Source organism: Aestuariibius violaceus, from assembly GCF_040779325.2.
GTDB lineage: Bacteria > Pseudomonadota > Alphaproteobacteria > Rhodobacterales > Rhodobacteraceae > Aestuariibius > Aestuariibius violaceus.
In genome coordinates, this window is record NZ_JBFONT020000001.1 from 471,137 (window position 1) to 492,468 (window position 21,332).

Sequence of the window (21,332 nt, forward strand, 5' to 3'; positions counted from 1 at the left end):
GCTTGTCCCGCAGGCTGTTACCGCTATCACATCGAACTCCTCCCGATCCTTAGGATTGCCCCAAGGACCAAAAAGAGCAACGGATTTCTGGCGCAGCGTCAGCGGTGCCCAGTCTCAGCCCGCTTTCCGGGCCTTCTGGGGCGCGGCCTGCCGGGCCGGTGGAACCGGGTCGCCTGACCAGGGCCCGGCCAGCATCAGCACCGACACGCCAAGCTCTGTCCGGCGTTTGACTTCCAGCTTCGAGTAGATGCGCCGCAGATGCGTCGCCACCGTCCAGTGGCTGATATCCAACGCTCGCGCGATCTCCTTGTTGGTCAGCCCGTTCGCCACAAGCCGGGCGATCTCGAGCTCCCTCGGGGTCAGCCTGTCGCGTAAGTCACCCTCCGAACAGCTTCCGGGGCCCGGAGGGCAGCCCCCTGAACGCGGCAAAATCATGCCAGTACTCCATCAATACACTCGCACCAAACTCTGTGCCCAACGGCATCCGGGCGGGGGCGCATCAGCGCCGCGCCCCGACCCGCAGCGGAACGACCTTGGCAGAGGAACGGAGGCCCGAGGACTTCTGCAGGCCGAGTGATTCCGCGCTCGTCAGCCAGTCGTCACACTGATCTACAATATCCTCCAAATAGGTCTCGAAATCCACGCGTATGTTCGACAGAAGGTAGGGCTCCGCCAGCCATCTCAAGACATCGCGGCCCGCCACCGCCATCCGCGACCGCTGCGACGCCACCGGCGCCTCGTCGAGATACCGCGACTGGATTTCCTCCAGCGTGTCCCAAGCCGTTGGCGATCCAAAGAGATTCTTCACATCGTCGCTGTCGAGGATGGCGAACGCCGCCTCCAGAAGCCCCATCACCTCGGTCCGCATCACCGCGACATGGCCGTAAGAGACGTGCCGCAGGTTCGACCGCAGGTCGAGCCCCGCTCGGCGGACAACCGCCATCGAGCCAAAGCTCTCGCGGCTGCCATCGGGCCGGATGACGTCGCTGACCCGCTTGTCCTGGAAGAACTGGCTGACCCTCAGGTTGAAGCTGGTGAAGAGCTTGTGGAACGGCGTGTTCGGCCGTGATCCCTTCGGCGGCGTCGCATCGGTGTAGTTGAACACCTTCCGGTAGGCCGCCCGCCGCTCGCGCAGGGTGTAGCGCAGCGTCGAATGCCGGTCGAACCGGAACAGCCGCACCGCGCCCTCCCCATCGCTCAGGCGGACGGAGCCCGCCCGGAACAGCTCCTGCAGCTTCAGCACCGCCCGGAAGACCGAACTCTGCTCCATCTGGAAGAGGTAGTAGAGGTCCGCCGTCGCCAGCAGCCGCTCGCGGCTGACCTGGTCGTCATAGACCGGCACCGACGGGATATAGCGGGTGTCCTCGAAATGATCCGGCGCATCCTCCCCAAGCCCGACGAGCTTGGTCAGCCCCTGATCCACCGGCGCCTCCTTGTCACGCTCGGCCTCGTCGATCAGCGAAGCCAGGTCGCGGAACCGCTGGTTCAGCGCCTCGGCCAGCTTCGGATCCTTGAGAAGAGCCGCCCGCGCATCGGCCACGAAACTCTCCTTGGTCGCGGCGAGCTTCCCGAGAAGCGCCTCGATCTCCGCCACTGTGCGATAGTCGTCGGACATGTGTCAGTCTCCTTGAACTGTACGTCCCGTCCGTCCGGACAGGTCGAGGATGGCTTCGAGCTGGGTCACGATCTGGTCCAGCTGCCGTCTGATCTCGCGGATCTCGCGACGCCCGAGCGAAAACTCGTTTGACGGGATCGTGGCGAACGCCTCGTCGCGGATCGCACTGATCGCATCCAGCTGGCTGCGGCGTGCCGCATACATCCGGCCGATATCCGACCGGTTGAGATCGGGCCGCGTCAGCGTCGTCCGGTCCGAGATGCAGGACGCCTCGATCCAGGACAGAAGCCGCCCAAGGTCGATCCCGTTGGGATAATCCTCTCCCGGATTGAGGAAGACGGTCGCGCTGTCCGGACCGGACAGCCCGGCCGCATCCAGCGCCGGGCGGATCCGCACGAGGTTCGAGGCGAGCGCATCGTTGAGCGCCCGGATCTGACCGATCATCCCGCTCAGCCCGCTATCGCCGGACATCAGCTCCTGCACCTGCTGCAGAAACCCGATCGCGATGACGAGCGCGGCATCGTTCGCCTCCGGCACGAGGATAGAGATGTCCTGGCTCCTCAGCCGCTTCGGCGGCTCCCGCATATCTCGAAGATCATCGACCGCCTCGTCCGCCGGCTTTGCCAGGAAAGACTGCTCGTACCAGATGGCCAGCTGGTTCTCGCCGCTGCTGACGAAAACGGCATCGATCCTGTCGATCAGATAGTAGAGATGCCTGAACTCGTCCTTCACGTCATAAAGGATCGCCAGTCGGATCACGTCAAAGACCATCTGGCGGATCAGCATATCGACCCGGGGCAGATACACCCCCGTCGCCGCTCCCGCCTCGCCGATCAGTTCGTCATAGGCGCGTTCCACCGCAAGGCGCAGATCGTCGGCCTCGTCCTGTTCGGGCAGGGCCGTCTCGTTCTCCATGCTGCGCACGGCACTCAGGAACGGCCCGCGCAGGTCGCGCAGCGTCTGCTGGATAATCCGCTGGCTGCCCAACGCCACGCTGCTTCCGCCCAGGAAACTCCCCTGCGCCCTCACCGGGTTGAACCGGAACCGTGTCTCTCCGCCCTCGATCTCGGAAATGACACTGCGGTTCAGTCCGGTTTCCAGCTTGGTCAGTAAGTCGTCGGGTTCCAGCGACCGGGCGCTGTCGCTCGCCAGATCCGGTACGCCCAGAACGACAGAGAGCCGTTGTCCAAGCGCCCTATCAAAGGCCGAAAAGGCACCGGTCGCGCTGCTTTCGAAACCGGTCCCGGTCCCGGTCCCGCCGATGCTGCCCTGCAGGCGCGAGACGCTGTCGACCAGGTCCTGCAGGGTGCCGTTGTCATTGCTGTCTTGGGGCATTGGGGGCTCCTTGGGGTTGGACATCTCCGCCGTGGCAGAGACCGTGTGGGGTTCAGGGGGCGCAGGCCCGCTGTCTGGCGGCTCGTCGAGCCGTAGGATGGTGGCTTCGATCTCGCGCTTCAGCGCCGGATGTGCCGCCATGATCCGCCTCTGCGCGGCGCGGAACCGGTCGGCCTCGGCGGCGGTCAGATCACCACTCGCCACCGCCTCCTCGAGGCCCGACAGCACCTCGGCGGCGTGCATCTCGTCGGGATCGAAGATCCGCGCCTCCTCGCTCGGCACCGAACTGCGCCGCGCCAACGCCCGCTTCCGCGCCAGGTCGAGCGGCAGGGCCCGCGCCTTCTCGGCAGGCATATCGGCCAGGTAATCCAGCTCCTTGACGAGCGTCCGCACGTCGTCCTCTTCCCGGCGCAGGACCTTGGCCAGATAGGGCCCGTCCTCCGGGTCGCCGGACTGTTCGAACAGCGCCCGCGTCAGATCCGCGAAGTCCCGGATCGCGTCGCGCGCCGCCTTCGCGGCCGCCGTCAGGTCGGTAATGTCGATCTCGCGCACCATGGCTATTTCCCCGTCAGCGCCGTGTAGAAGTTCCGAACGATCGTCTCGGGCGGCGCCAGCTTCCGGTCGAGCGCCTCTCGCGCCGCCCCGATGAAGAACCGCGCCGGCGCGATCCCGGGGTTCGTCCCCTGCGCCAGTCGCTCCGCCGCCTCGCGCTGGATCGCCAGATCCTCCGGCCGGAAGCGGACGACCTGCACCAGGCTCTTGCCGCCATAGGCGCGCATCGGCTTCTGCGTCAGTTCCGCCACCACCGCCCGGTTTGCCGCCGCAAACGTCCGGTGGATGTCAGCCGGCAGCCGCCGCACGATCCCCGGCCCGTAGATCCGCCGCCATCCGTCATCCAGCGCATCGGCCTGCGCCGCGAACCCCGTGCGCCGCAAAAGCTCGGTCGAGATGAAGGGCCGCAGATACGACGTCGGATGCACTGCCCCGTCGCGGAACGCGACGGCCCGCGACGGCGACTTGCCCACCACATCCATCAGGCTTTCCACATAGGCCGGCCCGATCAGCAGGATCCCGATCAGATCGGCATAGATTTCCTTGTGCCAGCGCGCCCAGGTCGCCTGCACCCGCCCAGGCATCCCTAGCCGCGCCAGCCGGTCACGCAACAGACGCGGTGTGACACTCCACAGCCCCAGATCGGCGTGGATGTTGTGCCCGATCTCGTGCGGCACAGCCCCCAGCGACCAGGGGTTCATCATCCGGTGAAACGGCAGCCGGACCAGCGGAAACGGATTGGCCCGCCGCGCCAGCTTCGGCACCCGCACGCCGCGTCGGTAGGTGGCTGGCCCGCTTGCCGGTTCGGTGAACGCCATCGGCGGCGGCGTGGGCAGCGACCGCGGACGGCCCAGGCCCATATAGCAGCTCTGATAGCAATCGAGCGCGATGCGATCCATCGCCGCCAACTCGTTGGCGAAGACGCCTTTGCGCTGGGCGAAGATCGCGTCGTAGAAATACCAGATCCCCTCGGTCTGCCGCGTGCCGGACGCAACGCGGTCCTTCAGGGTGACAAATGGCATCAACCGCGCGGGCCGCGGATCGGCAAGCGCCGTCTTCGCCGCCGCCTCCAGCCGCTCGATCCGGCGCTGTTGCTTGGCCCGTTCGCGCGCAACCAGGGCATTCGCGGCCCGGATATTCGCCTCGCGCGGGCGCGCCAGCCCATCGCCGAACCATTCCCGCTTGAAGGGGCGCAGCCGCTCCAGATGCCGCCGCGCATTGACGACCTGCGAGCGGACCCAGCGGCGCGAGACCTCGGGCGAGGCCGTCAGCGGCGCGGGCCGGACCGCCGGGCGCGGCGCCGGGGCGACGGTCACCACAGGCCGGACGATCCGCACCCGCCGCGCGGCCAGGGGTCGCCGCACCCGAACCGCCCGGTGGCGGCGCGGTGGGAGGAACCCGCGCCGCCGTTGCCGGGGCGCAGCGGGCCGGACCCGCCGCACCACGCGCTTGGGCGCAGGCGCACGGCGGACCCGGCGGCGTATGCTGCGCCGGCGCGCCATCAGTAATAGGCCCGGCGGGAGGAGGGCCGGCGCCGCGGCGCCCGGCGCATCTGCGGGCGGGCATATCCGCGGCGCGCGCGATGGCGGTTGGCCCGCATCCGCGCCCGCTGCAGCCCGGCCTGGCGATAGCGGCTCGACCGCGCAAGCCGGCCCAGGATCGCCCGGAAGATCCGGATCGCGAGAGGTAGCGTCACCCGCTTCCGCGCAGCGGCCATCCGCATCAGGATCACCGCCGTCCGGCGCATCGCCAGCGGCGCCAGACGGGCCACCGGCCGAAGCCGCGGATCCCGCCGGGCGCGCAACATCAGCATCCGCATCTCACGGGCCAGCCGCGCCATGATCGGCCGCAGCGCGCGCGAGCCCCGCATGACGCCAAAGCTCCGCGCAACCATCTCATCGGCGGCCAAAGCCGCATCCGTGGCATCGCCTTCTTCGTCAAGCGCGTCCTCGACCAGCGCCTCCATAAGGTCGATCTGGTCGGCCTCGTATTCGGGCTCGAAAGGATCAGCGTCTTCGCTGATGAGCGTATTCGCGGCAATCCGAAGGCCGCCCAATCCACCGCGAATAGCGGCGTCTACAAGGCGTGCTCCTCCAGTAAACTTGCCTGAATCGTCCTGATATTTGCGTTCCTTCGCCCATTTCTTGAAGCGATTGGACTTGACCAGCTTACGATAGCCAGCGTCCGCGGCTCCGCTCAGACCTGAGACGATCGCCCCAAACCACTCGTCCTCGTCATCTTCCCAATCCTCGTCGTCCTCCCAATCCTCATCATCGCTAAACGGATCGTCGTCTTCGAAATCGAGGATCTCACCGTCGAGCCCCTCGTAGCTCATCTCGTCGTCATCCAGCAGGTCCAGCATCGCTCACAGCTCCTCGATCGCGGGGGAAAGGGGCGGGGCGGCCAGGCGCCGCCCCGGCAACGGCTCAATAGAAGCGCTCGGCGCGCATCACGGCCTTCTTGTTCAGCGACCGGCGCTTGGTCTCGTTCTTGGCCAGCGCCTTGGCGATTTGCTTGGGCGATTTCAGAACCTTCATCGCCTGCTTCGCCATCACCCGCTTGGCCGTCGCCGGCGTCACGGTCTTGCCCTTCGCGGCCTTCTTGGTCAGCGTCGCGATGGTCCGCTTCTGGATCGTCGGCAGCGTCTTCTTCAGCACGTTGGCATTCGGTGCCTTCGTCATCACCTGCGCCACGTTAGACGAGGCCGCACTGACGACCGGCATCACCTTCTTGACCTTCGGCGGCGCCTTCGACGCAAGCGTTGCGGCAGAGGCGGCGGCCAGCGCCCCGGCCTCGGCCGGCTTCTTCGTCTTCGACGCGACATGGGCCATGTTCTCGGCCGCTTCCTCGTCCTCGGCATCGGGCGGGAAATCGGCGATGGCATCCATCTCGTCTTCGCTGTCGATCTCGTCCTCGGCCTCCTCGTAGCCGTAGAAGTCTTCCTCGTCCTCCAGGTTGCCGACAAAGCTGCCCAGCTTGCCGCCAACGGCCGCCCCCGCCGGACCGCCCAGCGCCATCCCGATGGCGCGGCCCGCCCAGGGGGCCAGCTTCTTGGCGATCGGGGCGACCTTCTTGGCCACGCGCTTGATCTTGCGCCACGCCTTCTTGAGAAAGCCGAACTCGTCGATGCCGTCTATCGCATCGCTCAGTTCGAAATCTTCCCCGTCGCCGTCCCAATCGTCCTCGTAATCCTCCATCAGGAGGTCGTCGGACTCTCCGAACTCATCCTCGGGATCGTAGTCGAACCCTTCAGCGGCGAACTCGTCCTCCTCGAAGTCGTCGTAGTCGAAACCATCTTTCATCGCAGCTCTCCTGCTTGCTGTGGCGGAGGACCGGCGCCGCCGCACATTCATGACAGGATGGTCTCAAACGGGATCGCGCCCCGATAGTCGCACAGGCGCACTACCCAGGGTGAGCGTCCCTCACCACTGAGGGTTGACAGGCGTTGACGCGGCGGCAGCTTGGAGAGCGAAAATCGGGCTCTCCGCAGTATCGACAATCACCGGCTGAGGCCCCGGATTGTCTCCATACGTTGCGCCGGAAATCTCGCCGCACGCTCGGTTAATCCGGGCATTTCAGGCGCTTGCCCTCCGACGAGATGCCGACAAACCTCCGACGTAGTGCCGACATGCCGATTTTCGCCCCGGACCTCATGTTAACAAAGCGATTCCCGAACGAATCGGCCTGAGCGGCGCCGACGGCCAGAATGCCGCGTTGACCTACCAGAGTATTTCACTCAACTATTAAGGTGTTGCGTCCTGGCGAGAAAGCGAAATGAGCAAGATCCCAAGCCCCTGCATCGACGTCTGCAAGTTCAAGCGCGCCGGTCACTGCATCGGCTGTTCGATGACGAAGGACCAGAAATCGATGTTCAAGGCGCTGAAAAAGGACAAGCACCGCGAGGCTTTCCTCGAGATGCTCGTCCTGCAGCAGGCCGCCATGGGCAAATACAAAGCCTGGGCGCCCGCCTATCTGCGGAAATGTGCGAAAAAGGGCAAGAAAATCCGGCCCTTACAGAACGACCTCGCCGCCTAGGGTCGCGACCCTAGCCGAGATGCGCCCGCAGCATCCAGGCGAACTTCTCGTGCAGGCGCCCCCGCTCGATGCACAGGTCTTCGGTCAGCGTGTCGCCATGCTTGGCGGCCAGTTCGCCTGATCCGGCCAGCGTCAGGGCGAGCGTTTCCTCGGCCTCCATCAGCTTCGCGATCATTTCCTTGTCGGTGGCATGCCCGTCATGCTCGGTCACTTTCGACCGGTCGAGCATTCCTGCCAGCGTGCCTTCGGCGTGGCCCTGCAACGCGCGCACCCGCTCGGCCAGATCATCCTCGGCAACGAAGTGATCCTCATAAATCGTCTGGAACAGCTCATGCAACGGGCCAAAGGCCATGCCCTTGACGTTCCAGTGAAAATTCTGCGCCAGCATCGTCGTCACCTTGGTTTCGGCGACGCATTGGTTCAGCGCCTCGCAAATTGCCTCTTTCGCATCTTTTTCCAGCGCAACGGCGGTCTGTGTCATGATATGCCCTCTCCTTCTATAGGTCCTGCTGGCTGGCTAAAGCTGGCTTGCGAGACAGAGATAAGTCATTCGCCGCAGAAGCCAAAGCCTTTTTTAGAATTATTCTAATCTGCGGTCCCGGCGATCGCCCGAACCAGCGAAGCCACGTTCCGCCACGCGGTTTTCGGCAGGCGGGAGCGCAGCAGAAAACTCAGGCTGTCGTCGTCGCCATCCCGCGCCGCAAGGACCATCCGGGAAATCCAGGCCTCATCAAACGACATCTGCGCGACACCGGGCCTGTAGGTGACCGGCGCCTTGCCCAAGGCCTGCGCCAGCCCGCGCATCAACGTCTCGACATAGGCCGTCCGGGCAACCTCGGGCTGCGTTGACAGCACGGCACAGGCGCGAAACAGATCGGTCCGCGCCGCCGACCGGCAATCCAGCGCAACCTGCCGGATTTCATCAAGAAAAACAGGGGGAACCAGGGATGGCCCCCGGGCCTCCTCGGACGGAAACGCGGTAAGATAACTGACGGCGCCCATATCCTGCTCTCCTTCCCGCCCGCTTGCGGCGAGTCGCCTTCCTCTAAATCCGATCATATTACTAAGAGATAGGCAAAGGCGACCTTAGTGTCACCTGCGGCACCCTTTTCTTTCGTGCGGCAAAGACGATACACCCGACCGAGCCCCGATCAGAGCGTGATGACAGCAGACCTTTCCCCCCGCAGCACCGTGCCCCAGCCAGGCCGACGCCGCCGCATCCCGTTCCGCGCGCTGACGGCCGCGGCGACCGCCATCGCTTTGCTGTGCCTTCTGCCCGGGATCGCCGTTCTGATCGCGGCACTATCGGGCTCTGCCGAGACCCTGTCTCACCTCGCCGACACGGTCTTACCCCGCTACATCCGATCCACGCTCGCCCTTGTTTTCCTGGTCGGAACGGGTGCGATCGTCATCGGCGTCTCAACTGCCTGGCTGGTTGTCTCGTCCGAGTTTCCGGGCCGCAAGATCCTCGAAATCGCGCTCGTCCTGCCCTTCGCCTTCCCGGCTTATGTGCTGGCCTATGCCTACACCCACGTCCTCGACCATCCCGGCATCGTTCAGACCCTGCTCAGGGATCTGACCGGCTGGGGCCCGCGAGACTATTGGTTCCCCGAGATCCGGTCGCTCGGCGGCGCGGCCTTCGTTCTGACGCTCGTCCTCTATCCGTATGTCTATCTCCTCGCCCGGGCTGCGTTTCTCACCCAAAGCGCCACCACCTACACCGCCGCCCGCGCCCTGGGCCGAACCCCGCTTTTGGCCTTCCTCACCGTCTCTCTTCCCCTTGCCCGGCCCGCCATCGCGTCGGGCGCGATGCTGGTGGCGATGGAGACGATCGCCGATTTCGGCACCGTCGCCTATTTCGGTGTCCAGACCTTCTCGACCGGCATCTACACAAGCTGGTTTACCATGGCCGACCGCGCCGCCGCGGCCCAACTTTCCTTGGGCCTTCTGGCCTTCGCGCTCCTCCTCGTCCTGATCGAGCGGGTCAGCCGCGGCGACGGCCGCACCCACGCCAATCGCGCCCAACCCGCAGCTCGGAGAGAGTTGAAAGGGACAGCCCGCTATACCGCCACCGCGATCTGCACGTTCCCAGTGCTATTCGGAGCCTTGATCCCAGCCATTGCCCTGACCGTCATGGCCATCGGATCCGGTCAGGACCTGCTGAGCGACCGCTATCTCGGCTTCATCCGCAACTCGATCACGCTGGCTCTGATAGCCGCAGTCCTGACGATCGGCGCTGCGATCATCCTCGGCACGCTGCACCGCTTCCGGCCCGGCAGGCTGTCGCTCGGCGCGCTCCACGTCGCAAGGCTGGGCTATGCCGTTCCGGGGGGCGTCATTGCCGTCGGCCTGCTCGTCCCCTTCGCCATGCTGGACAATGGCCTCGATGCCTGGATGCGCCAGACCTTCGATGTCTCGACCGGCCTCGTTCTAACAGGCTCCATCGCCGCGCTCCTGATGGCCTACATGATCCGCTTCCTCGCCGCCGCCATCGGCGCCTACGAGGGCGGCATCGCCAATGTCAGCCCGAACGTGGACGCCGCCGCGCGCGTCCTTGGGTCGGGCGTCTGGGGCACGATGCGCCGGGTCCACGTTCCCATTCTCAGGCCCAGCCTGCTGACCGGTGCGCTCATCGTTTTTGTCGACGTGATGAAAGAGCTTCCGGCAACGCTCATCATGCGCCCCTTCAACTACGACACGCTGGCCGTTCAGGCCTACCGGCTGGCCTCGGACGAGCGGCTTGAAGGCGCGGCCGTGCCCAGCCTCGTTATCGCGGCGATCGGGCTGGTGCCGGTGATCCTGCTCTGCCGGCGGGTCGCGGCCCAGCGCGCCTGAGCTTGGTGAAGCTGTCCCATCTGACTGATAAGTCTGGGAAAGCAGACTTGTAACGGAAGCGTGAGCTTCCCATATAGAAAGTATACCAAAGAATACTGTTGAGGATGGAGGCCGATGTTCGACCTTCTTTTGACGGCGCCGTTCGTGCCGTTCACACTTGCGCTCGCCCTGTTGATGGGGCTTCTCGCGATGGAACTCGTGTTTGGCCTGGTCGGCGGGTCGATCCTTGGAGCCGACGCCGATATGGCCGATTTCGATGCCGATCTGGACCTCGATATCGAGCTGGACGTGGAGGTCGGCGAACTCGACCTGGCAGAGCTCGACGGGATCGAGGCGCCCGAAGCTGCAGCCGAGGCATCGACAAGCCCCATGGCCTGGCTGGGCCTCGGCAAGGTGCCGATCGTGATCTGGTTCGCCGCCCTGCTTCTGGGCTTCGGCATCACCGGGCTGGCTGGGCAATCCGTACTCTCGGGCATTCTCGGCACCCCGCTGAATGCCTGGATCGCGGCACTGCCCGCCGGGGCGGCAGGCCTCTGGTTCGCCCGCGGCTTCAGCGGCACGCTCGCCCGGCTCGTTCCCAAGACCGAAACGTCCGCCATGTCCGAGCGTAGCCTCGGGCGGCGGATGGGCGTGGTGACGCAAGGCACCGCGCGGCGCGGGTCGGGCGCCGAGGTGCGCGTCACCGACCGGCACGGCAATCTGCATCACCTGCGCGCCGAACCGCTCGACGATGCAGAGACCATTCCACAGGGCGCGCGGGTCCTCGTGCTGCGCAACCGCGGGGGAGAGGGGTATCGGCTGGTCCGGCTCGACTCCCCCTGATTTCAACAAAGTCACTGGAAGGAGATGAATATGGATTTGACTATGCTCTTGGTTACCGTCGGTGCGGTCCTCGGGTTCCTGCTGCTCGGAGGCCTCGTCATGGCGCGGCTCTACCGGCGGGCCACCCGCGAGATCAGCCTCGTCAAGACAGGCTCGGGCGGCAAAAAAGTCATTATGGATGGCGGGACGGTTGTGATCCCGCTCCTGCACGAGATCAGCCCGGTCAACATGAAGACCCTGCGGCTGGAAGTGCAACGCAACGGCGACGGCGCACTCATCACCAAGGACCGGATGCGCGTCGATGTGGGCGTCGAGTTCTACGTATCCGTGAACGCGACTGAAGAGGGGATCAGCCGCGCGGCCCAGACGCTGGGCGACCGGACCTTCTATGTCGACCAGTTGCGCGAGATGATCGAAGGCAAGCTCGTTGACGGCCTGCGCGCCGTGGCGGCCCAGATGACGATGGACGAACTACACGAGAACCGGTCGGACTTTGTCCAAGAAGTGCAGAACGCCGTTTCCGCCGACCTTCTGAAGAACGGGCTCGAGCTGGAATCGGTCTCGCTGACCGCGCTCGACCAGACGCCGTTCGAAGCCCTGGACGAGAACAACGCCTTCAACGCCGTCGGGATGCGCAAGCTGGCCGAGGTCATTGCAACCTCGAAGAAAGAGCGCGCGCAGATTGATGCGGAGGCGAGCGTTGCTGTGCGCCGCGCGGCGATGGAAGCCGAACGTCAGCGGCTCGAGATCGAGCGGGACGAGCAAGAGGCAGCGATCGCACAGGCCCAGCAGGTCGCGACCTTGCGCGCGGCGCAAGAGGCCGAGATCGCGCGCCAGCAGGAAGAGGCCGAGAAAGAGAAGGAAAGCGCCCGCATCGCCCGGGAGCAGACGATCCGCGCCGCCGATATCGCGCGCGAGCGGACTATCCGCGAGGCAGAGATCACCCGCGATCGCGAGCTTGAGGTCGCCGATCAGGACCGCCAGATCGCCATCGCCGAAAAGTCGGAGGAAGAAAGCCGCGCCCGCGCCTCTGCCGACACGGCCCGCGCCGAAGCGATCAAGGCATCTGAAGCGATCGAAACCGCCCGCTCTGTCGCCGCCGCCGAGCGGGAGAAGCAGATCGCGCTGATCGCGGCCGCCCAGGAGGCCGAGCGTGAGGCGACCAAGATCCGCCTCGCCGCGCAGGCCGAAAAGGACGCCGCCGAAGACCGCGCGATGGCCCGCCGGGAAGAGGCGCAGGCCGATGCCGATGCGATCTCCATCCGGGCGGAAGCCAAGAAGAGCGATCTTCTGGCCGAAGCCGAAGGCCGCCGCGCCATCGTCGATGCCGAGAACGCGACCGATGCGGCAATCATCGGCATGAAGGTCGACATGGCCCGGCTGGAAGCTCTGCCGCGGGTGATCGCCGAGATGGTCAAGCCGGCGGAGAAGATCGACTCGATCAAGATCCACCAGGTCACCGGCATGAATGGTGCTGGCGGGGCTTCGGGTGGGGTCGGCGCAAGTGACAAGGCGCCGGTCAATCAGGCGCTCGACTCGATCCTCGGCATGGCCATCCAACTGCCCGCGATGAAGAAGCTGGGCGAAGAGCTGGGCGTGTCGATGGAGGACGGGCTGGCCGGAGTTGCGGCAAGCGCGATCGCCAATGTCGACGAACCTGGCAAGGAAGACGAGGCGCCGAAGCACCCCCCGATGATCGACGCGGCGGAATAATCTCTGCCACCAGACGAAGTACGGCGCCCCATCGGGGCGCCGTTTTGCTTTCGGAAGGGACGATTACTCCCAACCAACCTCGTTGAAGATCCGCTGCGCGGCCGGCACGTTCTTCGCCACGGCACTCAGATCCACATCGTCGGGCTTGAAGAACCCGAGCTGCGCGACCGACGGGCTGAGCGCAACGCCCGGTACCGCAGGATATTCGTCATTCCCGGCTGAGAAGTATTCCTGCGCCTGATCCGAGGCGAGATATTCCAGGAACCGCACCGCATTCTCGAGATTCGGCGCATTGGCTGCAACGCCGCCACCCGAGAGATTCATATGGGCGCCGATATCGTTCTGGTTCGGGAAGACCCAGCCGATCTGCTCCAGGCTGTCCGAGACGCCTTCAACATCGGTGCGGATCGCGCGGCCGAAGTAATAGGTGTTCGACATGGCGATATCGCACTCGCCCGACACGATGCCGCGCAGCTGGTCGGTATCGCCGCCCTGCGGATCGCGGGCGAAGTTTTCGCGCACCGCCGCGGCCCAATCCTGCGCCTCGTCCTCGCCCAGATGCTCGATCAGCGCGGCGAGGATCGTTTGCGAATAGACGTTCGTGCCCGAGCGGATGCAGACCATCCCCTCGTATTCGTCATTCGCAAGCTCCTGATAGGTCTGCGGCGGGTTCGTCACGTCTTCCCGGTCATAGAACAGGATCCGCGCACGTTGCGAGAAGCCGAACCACTGGTTGTCGGCGTCCTGAAGGTAGTCGGGGATCCGCGCCTCCAGCACCTCGGACTCGACCGATTGAAGAAGTCCCGCATCCTTCGCCCGCTCCAGCCGCGACGTGTCGACCGTCAGCAGGATATCGGCCGGAGAGTTCGCGCCCTCGGCCCCCATTCGCGCGATCAGTTCATCGGCATTCCCTTCGATCCGGTTGATCGTGATGCCCGTCATATCCTCGAAATCGGAATAGAGACGCTCATCGGTGTCGTAATGGCGTGAGGAATAAAGGTTCAGCTCCCCCTCTGCAGTGACGGGCAGCGCGGCACTCGCAAAAAGCACGGCGCCCACCGTCAAAGTGAGCGGCTTCGAGATAGCTGACATGGAGGGTCTCCCTGTTGGATTAATTCTTACGGTTTTTATCAGTTATCCCATCCGGCGGTAGAGGCAAGCCTGAATCTTGCTTTCGCGCCACACGCCAAGCGCCGCCAATTCCCGGTTGCATCGGGCGATCTGGCTTCTCTGCTACCGGGCCGGGATGTCTCAAAACCTTCGCAAAAGCGTCATCCGCCCATTGCGACGAAGGGTCGAGAACGATGCGATCTGAAGACCGAGGAGCTTTTCATGTCGATCCGCCACCTGATCCTTGCCGCCTGTATCCTTCCCCTGCCTGCGCTCGCCCAAGATGTCGTCCTCGCCGTCACTGACGTCGAAGGCCTTGAGCAACTGCAGCAGGAATTCGGCGCCGTGGAAACCGCGCTAGAAGCATCGACCGGGCTTGAGGTGGACCTGTTCCCCGTCTCCTCCCGCACTGCCGCGGTCGAAGCGATGCGTGCCGGGCAGGTCAACTTTGTCCTGACCGGGCCTGCCGAATACGTCGTGATGAAAGAGATCCTGGATCCTCAGATCGTCGTCGCCTGGCAGCGGCCCGACTACTACGCACAGATCGTAACGCTCGCGGATAGCGAGGTTGGCAGCGCCGCCGATCTGGAAGGTGGAACTGTTTCCTTCGGTTCCGTCGGCTCGACATCGCAGCACCTTGGACCGGCCCAGGCGCTCTCTGATCTCGGCCTGTCCTACGGAAGCGATTACGACGCTCAGATCATCCGCCGCAACGTCGCGGTCGAGGCGCTGATCCGCGGTGATATTGACGCAGTCGGCATGAACCGCGGCCACTTGGAAGGCGTCCGCGAGGCCTATCCCGATGTCGCCTTCAAGGTCGTCGCCCGTGGCCCCGACCTGCCGAATGATATCCTGGTGGCGGCATCAGACGTTGACGTGGAGGTTTTCGAGGCCGTTCGAGCGGCCTTCCTCGACGATGGTGAGGCCATCATGCGCGCCGTTCTGGAAGGTGAAGACAACGACAAATACGAAGGCGGCTTCTTCCTCGGCTCGATCGACGATTCCGATTACGATTACGTGCGCGCCATGTACCGCACGATCGGGGTGGACAGCTTCGGCGCCTTCGTCGGCGACTGACATGGCGCTCGACGCAGTAAGAGCTGCGGCAGACCCCGTGCTGACCGCGCGGGGCCTATGCGTTTCCTTCGGTGCGGCAAAGATTTTGCGCGACATCTCATTGGACCTAAACAATGGCGAGCGGGTCGCCCTCATCGGCCCGAACGGCGCGGGCAAGTCCACGCTTCTGCGGGCCCTGGTGGGCCTTGTTCCATCGACCGGCCGGATCGACGCATTCGGTCGGCCCTGCGAGATTCGGACGCTCCGGCAGGAGGTCGGTTTCGTCTTCCAGCATCATGCCCTGGTCCGCCGTCTCACAGCGTTGTCAAATGTCGTCCATGGCCTGATGCACCGCCCGGGTGGCTGGCGCGCCTGGCATCAGGCGGTCGCGCCGGCTGCATTCCGGGAAGCCGCGATGGAGGCCCTCGCGCTCGTCGATCTAACCGAGAAAGCGCCGGTCCGCGTCGACAACCTGTCCGGCGGCCAGGCCCAGCGTGTCGCCATCGCTCGCGCTCTCGTCCGGGGCCCACGCCTCCTGATCGCCGACGAGCCTGCGGCAAGTCTCGATCCGGCGGCGGGCCATGACGTGATGGCACGGCTGGCGGATACGAGCGGCAATCGCACTCTCCTTTTCACGTCTCACGACCTTGACCACGCCCGCACCTACGCCACGCGGATCGTGGCCCTGGTTGCGGGCCGCGTCGTGTTCGACCGGCCCGCCTCGCAACTCGACCTGTCTGATCTGCGCGGCCTCTTCCCGGACCGCGCGGCATGACCATCGCCCCCGGCCGGTTCGACAGGTTGTCGGCTGTCCACTTCGCTCTCATCGTTGGCGGGGCGGCGGCCGTCATCGCGTTTATCGCTCCGGTCACCCCCTCTCCCGAGCGGCTGGCCGAAGGTACGCCACGGCTCTTTGGCCTTCTAGGCCGGATGTGGCCGCCCGACATGGAGCCCGATTTCCTTGTGAGGATGGGATGGCGGCTTCTTGAAACGCTGCAAATCGCTTTGGCGGGAACGCTCATCGGCGTCGTCTTGTCGCTTCCCATCGCCTGGCTCGCCTCGCGGCGGCTAACCCCCGTTCCTGCGGCGGCTTTCCTCTTCAAGGCGCTGATCTCGCTCTTCCGGACAGTGCCCGATCTTGTCTGGGCGCTCATCTTCGTTGTCACCGTGGGCCTCGGCGCGGTTGCCGGGACCATGACCATCCTCGTCGATACGATCGGATTTTGTGGCCGCTTCTTCGCCGAGGCGATGGAAGACGCAGAAGAAGACCCGCAGGAGGCCCTGCAAGCCCTCGGCGCACCGCGCGCAGGCGTCCTCCTCGCTGCGGTCATCCCGGACGCCCTGCCGTCGATGACCGGCACCGCTTTGTTCGCCTTGGAGAAAGCAATCCGATCGTCGGTCGTCCTCGGCCTCGTGGGGGCGGGTGGAGTCGGTCAGGAGTTGAAGTCGGCCTTTGATCTGTTCCAGTACCAGAAGGCCGCCACGATCATGATCGCGATCTTCATCATCGTGCTGGCGATGGAGTGGATCACCGACCGCCTGCGCAGGAGATTGCAATGAAGGATACAAGCGCCCCCAGCCTCGCGATCACCGGAGCGAGTGTCATCCTGCCCGAAGAGATCGTCGAAACCGACGTGGTGATCGCAGATGGTGTTATCCAGAGCATCGGGCGGGAGGAAGCTGCCGACAATACACTCGATGCGCGTGGCCTGATCCTCGCCCCTGCAATCATCGACGTGCATGGCGATGCGTTCGAGCGTCAGATCATGCCGCGGGCTGGCGTGTTTGCTCCGCTCGACATCGCGCTTCTCGACACCGATCGTCAGCTTGCCGCGAACGGTATTGCCACCGCCTATCACGCACTCACGCTCAGCTGGGAGCCGGGGTTGCGCTCTGTTGACAGGGCAGCCGAAGTCATCCGCGGCCTCACGGCGCTCGCCCCCCGTTTCATGGTCGAAAATCGCATTCAGCTCAGGTGGGAGACATTCGCCTTCGAAGCGCTCGATCTGATCGAGGAAGCGCTGGCAGGCCCCCTCCTGCCCTCCATCGCCTTCAACGACCACACATCGATGACGATGCGCGCCTTTGACGTCGCCATCCAGGACCGCGAATTTGAGTTGTCCCCGGATTTCACGATCGCTGCTCTGGACGATGCGCGGATGGTCCAGCGCACGACGAAGAAGGCAGAGCGCGCCAATATGTCGGATGACGAGTATCGCGCCTTGCTCGGCCAGATTTGGGGCCGCCGCGGCGAAGTCGATGCCACCATCAGCAAAGTTGCCGGGATGGGCCGCAAGGCGGGGGCGCCAATGCTCAGCCACGACGATACCCGTACCGAGACGCGGGAATACTACCGCGCGCTCGGTGTTGACGTCGCTGAGTTTCCAATGGTGACGGAGGCGGCGACTGCCGCCAAGGATGCAGACGAGCCCATCATCTTCGGCGCGCCGAACGCAATGCGCGGCGGATCCCATATCGGATCCTTGGCCGCCGCCGATATGGTCGAGGCCGGCATGTGCGACGCGCTCGCTTCGGATTACTTCTATCCGTCGCTCCTTGGCGCCATCGCACGTCTGGATGCAGAGCGTCGCGCGGAACGCCCGGCCCTCTGGTCCCTCGTCTCCTCGGGGCCGGCCCGGGCGATGCGCCTCAACGATCGCGGATCAATCTCGCCGGACAAGCGTGCGGATCTGACCCTCCTCGACTGGCCCGATGGCGCGACACCTGCGGTTCGCCAGACGATCGTTGCAGGCCGGACGGCCTTTGCCGGAACGCCTCTTGGTGCTGTCGGATAAACCCAAGTTCAGATCGATTCACGGGACAATCGCCTCAGATTGCCGCTAGGGATTGAGCAAAGAAACCCCTCCAGGCCTCCAACACCGCATCCGGACACTCCTCAGCCAGATAGTGCCCGCCCGTCACGGCAAAGCCCTCGACCTGCTCCGCTCGCTCCCGCCACAAGGCGAGGCAATCGAAATGCGCCTCGATCGCCCCATGCGCGCCCCAAAGTGCGAGAACCGGCATCTGCAGCTTCCCCGTGTCGGCATCGTCATGGGCGATGTCCACACCGTAGGCTGCCCGATAATCCTCGCAAGAGGCATGGATCGTCTCCGGTCGCTCGAATGCGTCCAGATATTCCTCGAGAGCCTGCCGGACAAAGGGCGACGCTCCTGCAGATCCGGAACAGCACTTCCTGACCAGAAACGCACGCGGATCGTGACCGATCATCCGCTCCGGAAACGGCGCCTTCTGGATCAACCAGTACCAATGCCAGTAGGTGGCCGCAAAGGCACTGTCGGCTTCCCGATACATTTCACGCGTGGGCGCGATATCGAGGGTCGCCAGCGCAATCGCCCGCTCCGGATGATCGGCACAGAGCCGATGCGCCACCCGCGCACCGCGATCATGCGCACCGATCAGGAACCGCTCGTGCCCAAGGCTATCCATCAATGCGATCAGATCGCCCGCCATAGAGCGCTTTGAATAGGGCAGGTGCCGATCATCCGACGACGGTTTGGCCGACCGGCCATACCCCCGCAGATCGGCACAGATAACGGTATGAGATCGGGCAAGCTCCGGCGCCACCTTATGCCACATCGCCGACGTCTGCGGGTAGCCATGGAGCAGCAACAATGCTGGACCATTCCCACCGATCCGACAAAAGACATGACCGTCCGGGACCCGGACAATGTGCTCCTCGAACCCGCCGAAAAAGCTGTCGGCGACAGGCGCAGCGTTGAGAATGGTTTCAGGATCGAGCATCTTCAGCCAAGTCAGGTATCGTCCTGACCTCACTGGCATTCCTCAACCGATGCCGTAAGCAAAAAATGTTCCAGAAGAATTCAGGCACTACGCATCTCGATCACGATCCATGTGATCTGAAACGCGCCGTGCGATCGGACCCAAGAGGACCTGAAGGAGTGAGGTGGTGAGCCGACAGGGGCTCGAACCCTGGACCTACTGATTAAAAGTCAGTTGCTCTACCAACTGAGCTATCGGCTCACTGCGGCGCTACCTAGAAACCTGGCGTTCCGTGGTCAACCCATAATTCGCCCCTACTGGACCCGCTATGACCCAGCGTTTAAGGGACATGCCATGGTCGCAGATTCCGAAACCGGCCTGCCTTTCATGAAGATGCACGGGGCGGGCAACGACTTTGTCGTGATCGACGCCCGCCTTGGCGGTGAAGGCGTCTCTTCCGATCTGTGCCGCGCGATGGCCGACCGCCATTTTGGCGTGGGATTCGATCAGCTCGCGATCATCGAGCCTTCCGTGAATGCCGAGCTCAAGCTGGCCTTCCTCAACGCCGATGGTTCCGCCTCCGCGGCCTGCGGCAATGCGACCCGCTGCATCGCACGGCATGTCATGGATGCGACCGAGCAAGACACACTTGCCATCCGAACAGGGCGTGGTGCGCTTGCGGCGCAACGCCGGGAGGGCACCGTCTGGATCAACATGGGCCAGCCCATGACCGCTTGGCGCGACATCCCGATCGCGAAAGAGGCCGACACTCTTCATCTACCGCTCCCGGGCGATCCGGTCGCCACATCGATGGGCAATCCTCATTGTACGTTCTTCGTCGATGACGCAGAGGCGGCCCCAATCGGTGTGACAGGCCCCGAGATCGAACGCGATCCTCTTTTCCCGGAACGGACCAATGTTCAGATGGTCAGCCTTACCGGCCCTGACCGGCTGCGGGTGCGTGTCTGGGAACGGGGCACCGGTCTCACACTGGCCTCCGGCTCGTCCTCCTGTGCTGTAACGGTTGCCGCGCATCGCCGCGGGCTGACCGACAGAGCGGTACAGGTCGATCTTGATGGCGGCACGCTCCACGTTGATTGGCGCGAGGATGGGGTCTGGATGACCGGCCCAACGGCGCATGTCTTCACAGGCACGTGGCACGGCGCAGTGCTCGAGGACGGTCAGTGGAGGCTGCCATGACCGCACCTCGGTTCACCACTTTCGGCTGCCGCCTCAACGCCTACGAGACAGAGGCGATGGCCGATCTCGCCGTGCAGGCCGGCCTGGAAGACGTCCACATCGTCAACACCTGCGCCGTCACGGCAGAGGCCGTTCGGAAGGCCCGCCAGGAAATCCGCCGCATCCGGCGGGAGGCTCCAGGCGCCCGCATCGTCGTCACGGGCTGCGCCGCCCAGACGGAACCGGAAACCTTTGCGGCGATGGAGGAAGTCGACCACATCGTCGGCAACACCGAAAAGATGCAGGCCAAGACCTGGGCCGATCTCGATCAGACCGAGCGTGTTCAAGTTAACGACATCATGTCGGTGACGGAAACGGCCGGTCATCTGATCGACGGTTTCGGCACCCGTTCCCGCGCCTATGTCCAGGTCCAGAACGGCTGTGACCACCGGTGCACGTTCTGTATTATTCCCTATGGCCGCGGCAATTCCCGCTCTGTTCCGGCGGGCGTCGTGGTCGACCAGATCAAGCGCCTCGTGGACCGGGGCTACAACGAGGTCGTGCTGACAGGCGTCGACCTCACCTCATGGGGTGCCGACTTGCCGGGCCAGCCACCTCTCGGCGATCTCGTGCGACGCATCTTGAAGCTGGTCCCAGACCTACCGCGCCTGCGCATCTCCTCCATCGATTCGATCGAGGCAGACCCGGCGCTGATGGAGGCCGTCGCAACCGAACCCCGCCTGATGCCGCATCTGCACCTCTCGCTTCAGCACGGGGACGACCTGATCCTCAAACGCATGAAGCGCCGCCATTTGCGCGACGACGCGATCCGCTTTTGCGAAGAGGCACGGCGGTTTCGCCCGGATATGACCTTCGGCGCGGATATCATCGCCGGTTTCCCGACCGAGACGGACGCGGCGTTCGAGAACTCGCTTAGGCTGGTCGAGGAGTGTGACCTCACCTGGCTCCACGTCTTTCCCTATTCGCCGCGCCGCGGCACACCCGCCGCGCGGATGCCGCAGGTGGATGGGCGCCGGATCAAGGACCGGGCCGCGCGCCTTCGGGCGGCTGGCGACGCGGCCGTCCAGCGGCACCTCATCGCGCAGGCAGGCCAAATCCATCGCATCCTCACCGAGAACGCGCGCATGGGCCGAACCGAGCAATTCACCGAGGTCGCGTTTGCCTCCGACCAACCGGCGGGCCAAATCATCACCGCCCGGATCGCAGGCCACGACCGCAATCGCCTCACCGCTTGACCTTCCCCAAAGCCGGTCCTCATCTTGCCCGCAGATACCTCCGCCGGAGGCGTCCACCGCCTCCGCCAGCACAAAGACCCGAC

The 21,332-nt window shown here is 64.6% G+C and carries 20 protein-coding genes and 1 tRNA gene; 10 read left to right on the plus strand and 11 right to left on the minus strand.

Translation table 11 applies throughout. From position 1 onward, the window contains the following. Window positions 1-114: 114 nt before the first annotated feature. The 6 genes from AADZ90_RS02335 to AADZ90_RS02360 all read right to left on the minus strand — a co-directional run bounded on the left by AADZ90_RS02335 (window position 115) and on the right by AADZ90_RS02360 (window position 6,804). Complete coding sequence (locus AADZ90_RS02335; protein ID WP_367309373.1) at window positions 115-435, minus strand: response regulator transcription factor; 321 nt, start codon at window positions 433-435, stop codon at window positions 115-117. Between the two features lie 64 nt (window positions 436-499). Further along, window positions 500-1,615 (minus strand): hypothetical protein, encoded by a 1,116-nt coding sequence (locus tag AADZ90_RS02340; protein WP_367309372.1) that lies wholly within the window; start codon window positions 1,613-1,615, stop codon window positions 500-502. A 3-nt stretch (window positions 1,616-1,618) separates the two neighbouring features. Beyond that, window positions 1,619-3,505, minus strand: coding sequence for a hypothetical protein (locus tag AADZ90_RS02345; RefSeq protein ID WP_367309371.1), 1,887 nt, complete (start codon window positions 3,503-3,505; stop codon window positions 1,619-1,621). A 2-nt stretch (window positions 3,506-3,507) separates the two neighbouring features. Then, window positions 3,508-4,866, minus strand: coding sequence for a hypothetical protein (locus tag AADZ90_RS02350; RefSeq protein ID WP_367309370.1), 1,359 nt, complete (start codon window positions 4,864-4,866; stop codon window positions 3,508-3,510). 137 nt (window positions 4,867-5,003) lie between these two features. Beyond that, the gene (locus AADZ90_RS02355) at window positions 5,004-5,864 is read right to left on the minus strand and encodes a hypothetical protein (RefSeq protein WP_367309369.1); all 861 of its coding nucleotides are present in this window, start codon (window positions 5,862-5,864) and stop codon (window positions 5,004-5,006) included. 64 nt (window positions 5,865-5,928) lie between these two features. Beyond that, a complete protein-coding gene (locus tag AADZ90_RS02360) occupies window positions 5,929-6,804 on the minus strand; it encodes a hypothetical protein (protein ID WP_367309368.1) in 876 nt (291 codons plus the stop codon). 472 nt (window positions 6,805-7,276) lie between these two features. Between AADZ90_RS02360 and AADZ90_RS02365 the strand changes: the two genes are divergently transcribed. After that, window positions 7,277-7,537, plus strand: a complete 261-nt coding sequence (locus AADZ90_RS02365; RefSeq protein ID WP_367309367.1) for a DUF1289 domain-containing protein — start codon at window positions 7,277-7,279, stop codon at window positions 7,535-7,537. Between the two features lie 10 nt (window positions 7,538-7,547). Here the strand turns inward: AADZ90_RS02365 and AADZ90_RS02370 are convergent, their stop codons facing one another. After that, on the minus strand, window positions 7,548-8,018 hold the full coding sequence (locus tag AADZ90_RS02370) for a Dps family protein (RefSeq protein WP_367309366.1): 471 nt from the start codon (window positions 8,016-8,018) through the stop codon (window positions 7,548-7,550). A gap of 104 nt (window positions 8,019-8,122) precedes the next feature. Continuing rightward, a complete protein-coding gene (locus AADZ90_RS02375; RefSeq protein WP_367309365.1) occupies window positions 8,123-8,539 on the minus strand; it encodes a hypothetical protein in 417 nt (138 codons plus the stop codon). Window positions 8,540-8,698: 159 nt separating this feature from the next. On the opposite strand from AADZ90_RS02375, the gene AADZ90_RS02380 reads away from it, so the two are divergent. The 3 genes from AADZ90_RS02380 (at window position 8,699) to AADZ90_RS02390 (ending at window position 12,907) form a co-directional block, all read left to right on the plus strand. Then, complete coding sequence (locus AADZ90_RS02380) at window positions 8,699-10,372, plus strand: ABC transporter permease (RefSeq protein WP_367309364.1); 1,674 nt, start codon at window positions 8,699-8,701, stop codon at window positions 10,370-10,372. 114 nt (window positions 10,373-10,486) lie between these two features. Beyond that, complete coding sequence (locus AADZ90_RS02385) at window positions 10,487-11,194, plus strand: OB-fold-containig protein (protein WP_367309363.1); 708 nt, start codon at window positions 10,487-10,489, stop codon at window positions 11,192-11,194. A gap of 30 nt (window positions 11,195-11,224) precedes the next feature. Continuing rightward, window positions 11,225-12,907: a flotillin family protein gene (locus tag AADZ90_RS02390; RefSeq protein ID WP_367309362.1), complete on the plus strand. Its 1,683-nt coding sequence runs from the start codon at window positions 11,225-11,227 to the stop codon at window positions 12,905-12,907. Between the two features lie 63 nt (window positions 12,908-12,970). Here the strand turns inward: AADZ90_RS02390 and AADZ90_RS02395 are convergent, their stop codons facing one another. Continuing rightward, complete coding sequence (locus AADZ90_RS02395; protein WP_367309361.1) at window positions 12,971-13,999, minus strand: extracellular solute-binding protein; 1,029 nt, start codon at window positions 13,997-13,999, stop codon at window positions 12,971-12,973. 240 nt (window positions 14,000-14,239) lie between these two features. Between AADZ90_RS02395 and AADZ90_RS02400 the strand changes: the two genes are divergently transcribed. The 4 genes from AADZ90_RS02400 to AADZ90_RS02415 are packed head-to-tail and all read left to right on the plus strand — an operon-like array spanning window position 14,240 to window position 17,868. Then, window positions 14,240-15,094 carry a PhnD/SsuA/transferrin family substrate-binding protein gene (locus AADZ90_RS02400; RefSeq protein WP_367309360.1) on the plus strand — a complete coding sequence of 285 codons (855 nt, stop codon included), beginning with the start codon at window positions 14,240-14,242 and terminating at the stop codon, window positions 15,092-15,094. A gap of 1 nt (window position 15,095) precedes the next feature. Then, window positions 15,096-15,848 carry a phosphonate ABC transporter ATP-binding protein gene (locus tag AADZ90_RS02405; RefSeq protein ID WP_367309359.1) on the plus strand — a complete coding sequence of 251 codons (753 nt, stop codon included), beginning with the start codon at window positions 15,096-15,098 and terminating at the stop codon, window positions 15,846-15,848. Beyond that, window positions 15,845-16,633 (plus strand): phosphonate ABC transporter, permease protein PhnE, encoded by a 789-nt coding sequence (gene phnE / locus AADZ90_RS02410; protein WP_367309358.1) that lies wholly within the window; start codon window positions 15,845-15,847, stop codon window positions 16,631-16,633. Before AADZ90_RS02405 ends, phnE begins: the two co-directional genes overlap by 4 nt. Beyond that, on the plus strand, window positions 16,630-17,868 hold the full coding sequence (locus AADZ90_RS02415; protein WP_367309357.1) for an alpha-D-ribose 1-methylphosphonate 5-triphosphate diphosphatase: 1,239 nt from the start codon (window positions 16,630-16,632) through the stop codon (window positions 17,866-17,868). The genes phnE and AADZ90_RS02415 overlap by 4 nt, the downstream gene beginning before the upstream one ends. Window positions 17,869-17,902: 34 nt before the next feature. Here the strand turns inward: AADZ90_RS02415 and AADZ90_RS02420 are convergent, their stop codons facing one another. Together AADZ90_RS02420 and AADZ90_RS02425 are read right to left on the minus strand one after the other, a co-directional pair. Further along, complete coding sequence (locus tag AADZ90_RS02420; protein WP_367309356.1) at window positions 17,903-18,835, minus strand: alpha/beta fold hydrolase; 933 nt, start codon at window positions 18,833-18,835, stop codon at window positions 17,903-17,905. Window positions 18,836-18,999: 164 nt separating this feature from the next. Continuing rightward, window positions 19,000-19,075, minus strand: a tRNA-Lys gene (locus AADZ90_RS02425). A 93-nt stretch (window positions 19,076-19,168) separates the two neighbouring features. Here AADZ90_RS02425 and dapF point away from each other — a divergent pair. After that, window positions 19,169-20,014, plus strand: a complete 846-nt coding sequence (dapF, locus tag AADZ90_RS02430) for a diaminopimelate epimerase (protein WP_367309355.1) — start codon at window positions 19,169-19,171, stop codon at window positions 20,012-20,014. Further along, entirely contained in the window at window positions 20,011-21,249 is a 1,239-nt protein-coding gene (mtaB, locus tag AADZ90_RS02435; RefSeq protein ID WP_367309354.1) for a tRNA (N(6)-L-threonylcarbamoyladenosine(37)-C(2))-methylthiotransferase MtaB, read from the plus strand. Before dapF ends, mtaB begins: the two co-directional genes overlap by 4 nt. Window positions 21,250-21,332: the final 83 nt, after the last annotated feature.

Bases quoted from the DNA above. Each gene is read 5' to 3' on its own strand.
- AADZ90_RS02335 (WP_367309373.1), bottom strand. From the start codon at position 435: ATGATTTTGCCGCGTTCAGGGGGCTGCCCTCCGGGCCCCGGAAGCTGT.
- AADZ90_RS02340 (WP_367309372.1), bottom strand. From the start codon at position 1,615: ATGTCCGACGACTATCGCACAGTGGCGGAGATCGAGGCGCTTCTCGGG.
- AADZ90_RS02345 (WP_367309371.1), bottom strand. From the start codon at position 3,505: ATGGTGCGCGAGATCGACATTACCGACCTGACGGCGGCCGCGAAGGCG.
- AADZ90_RS02355 (WP_367309369.1), bottom strand. From the start codon at position 5,864: ATGCTGGACCTGCTGGATGACGACGAGATGAGCTACGAGGGGCTCGAC.
- AADZ90_RS02360 (WP_367309368.1), bottom strand. From the start codon at position 6,804: ATGAAAGATGGTTTCGACTACGACGACTTCGAGGAGGACGAGTTCGCC.
- AADZ90_RS02365 (WP_367309367.1), top strand. From the start codon at position 7,277: ATGAGCAAGATCCCAAGCCCCTGCATCGACGTCTGCAAGTTCAAGCGC.
- AADZ90_RS02370 (WP_367309366.1), bottom strand. From the start codon at position 8,018: ATGACACAGACCGCCGTTGCGCTGGAAAAAGATGCGAAAGAGGCAATT.
- AADZ90_RS02375 (WP_367309365.1), bottom strand. From the start codon at position 8,539: ATGGGCGCCGTCAGTTATCTTACCGCGTTTCCGTCCGAGGAGGCCCGG.
- AADZ90_RS02380 (WP_367309364.1), top strand. From the start codon at position 8,699: ATGACAGCAGACCTTTCCCCCCGCAGCACCGTGCCCCAGCCAGGCCGA.
- AADZ90_RS02385 (WP_367309363.1), top strand. From the start codon at position 10,487: ATGTTCGACCTTCTTTTGACGGCGCCGTTCGTGCCGTTCACACTTGCG.
- AADZ90_RS02390 (WP_367309362.1), top strand. From the start codon at position 11,225: ATGGATTTGACTATGCTCTTGGTTACCGTCGGTGCGGTCCTCGGGTTC.
- AADZ90_RS02395 (WP_367309361.1), bottom strand. From the start codon at position 13,999: ATGTCAGCTATCTCGAAGCCGCTCACTTTGACGGTGGGCGCCGTGCTT.
- AADZ90_RS02400 (WP_367309360.1), top strand. From the start codon at position 14,240: ATGTCGATCCGCCACCTGATCCTTGCCGCCTGTATCCTTCCCCTGCCT.
- AADZ90_RS02405 (WP_367309359.1), top strand. From the start codon at position 15,096: ATGGCGCTCGACGCAGTAAGAGCTGCGGCAGACCCCGTGCTGACCGCG.
- phnE (WP_367309358.1), top strand. From the start codon at position 15,845: ATGACCATCGCCCCCGGCCGGTTCGACAGGTTGTCGGCTGTCCACTTC.
- AADZ90_RS02415 (WP_367309357.1), top strand. From the start codon at position 16,630: ATGAAGGATACAAGCGCCCCCAGCCTCGCGATCACCGGAGCGAGTGTC.
- AADZ90_RS02420 (WP_367309356.1), bottom strand. From the start codon at position 18,835: ATGCTCGATCCTGAAACCATTCTCAACGCTGCGCCTGTCGCCGACAGC.
- dapF (WP_367309355.1), top strand. From the start codon at position 19,169: ATGGTCGCAGATTCCGAAACCGGCCTGCCTTTCATGAAGATGCACGGG.
- mtaB (WP_367309354.1), top strand. From the start codon at position 20,011: ATGACCGCACCTCGGTTCACCACTTTCGGCTGCCGCCTCAACGCCTAC.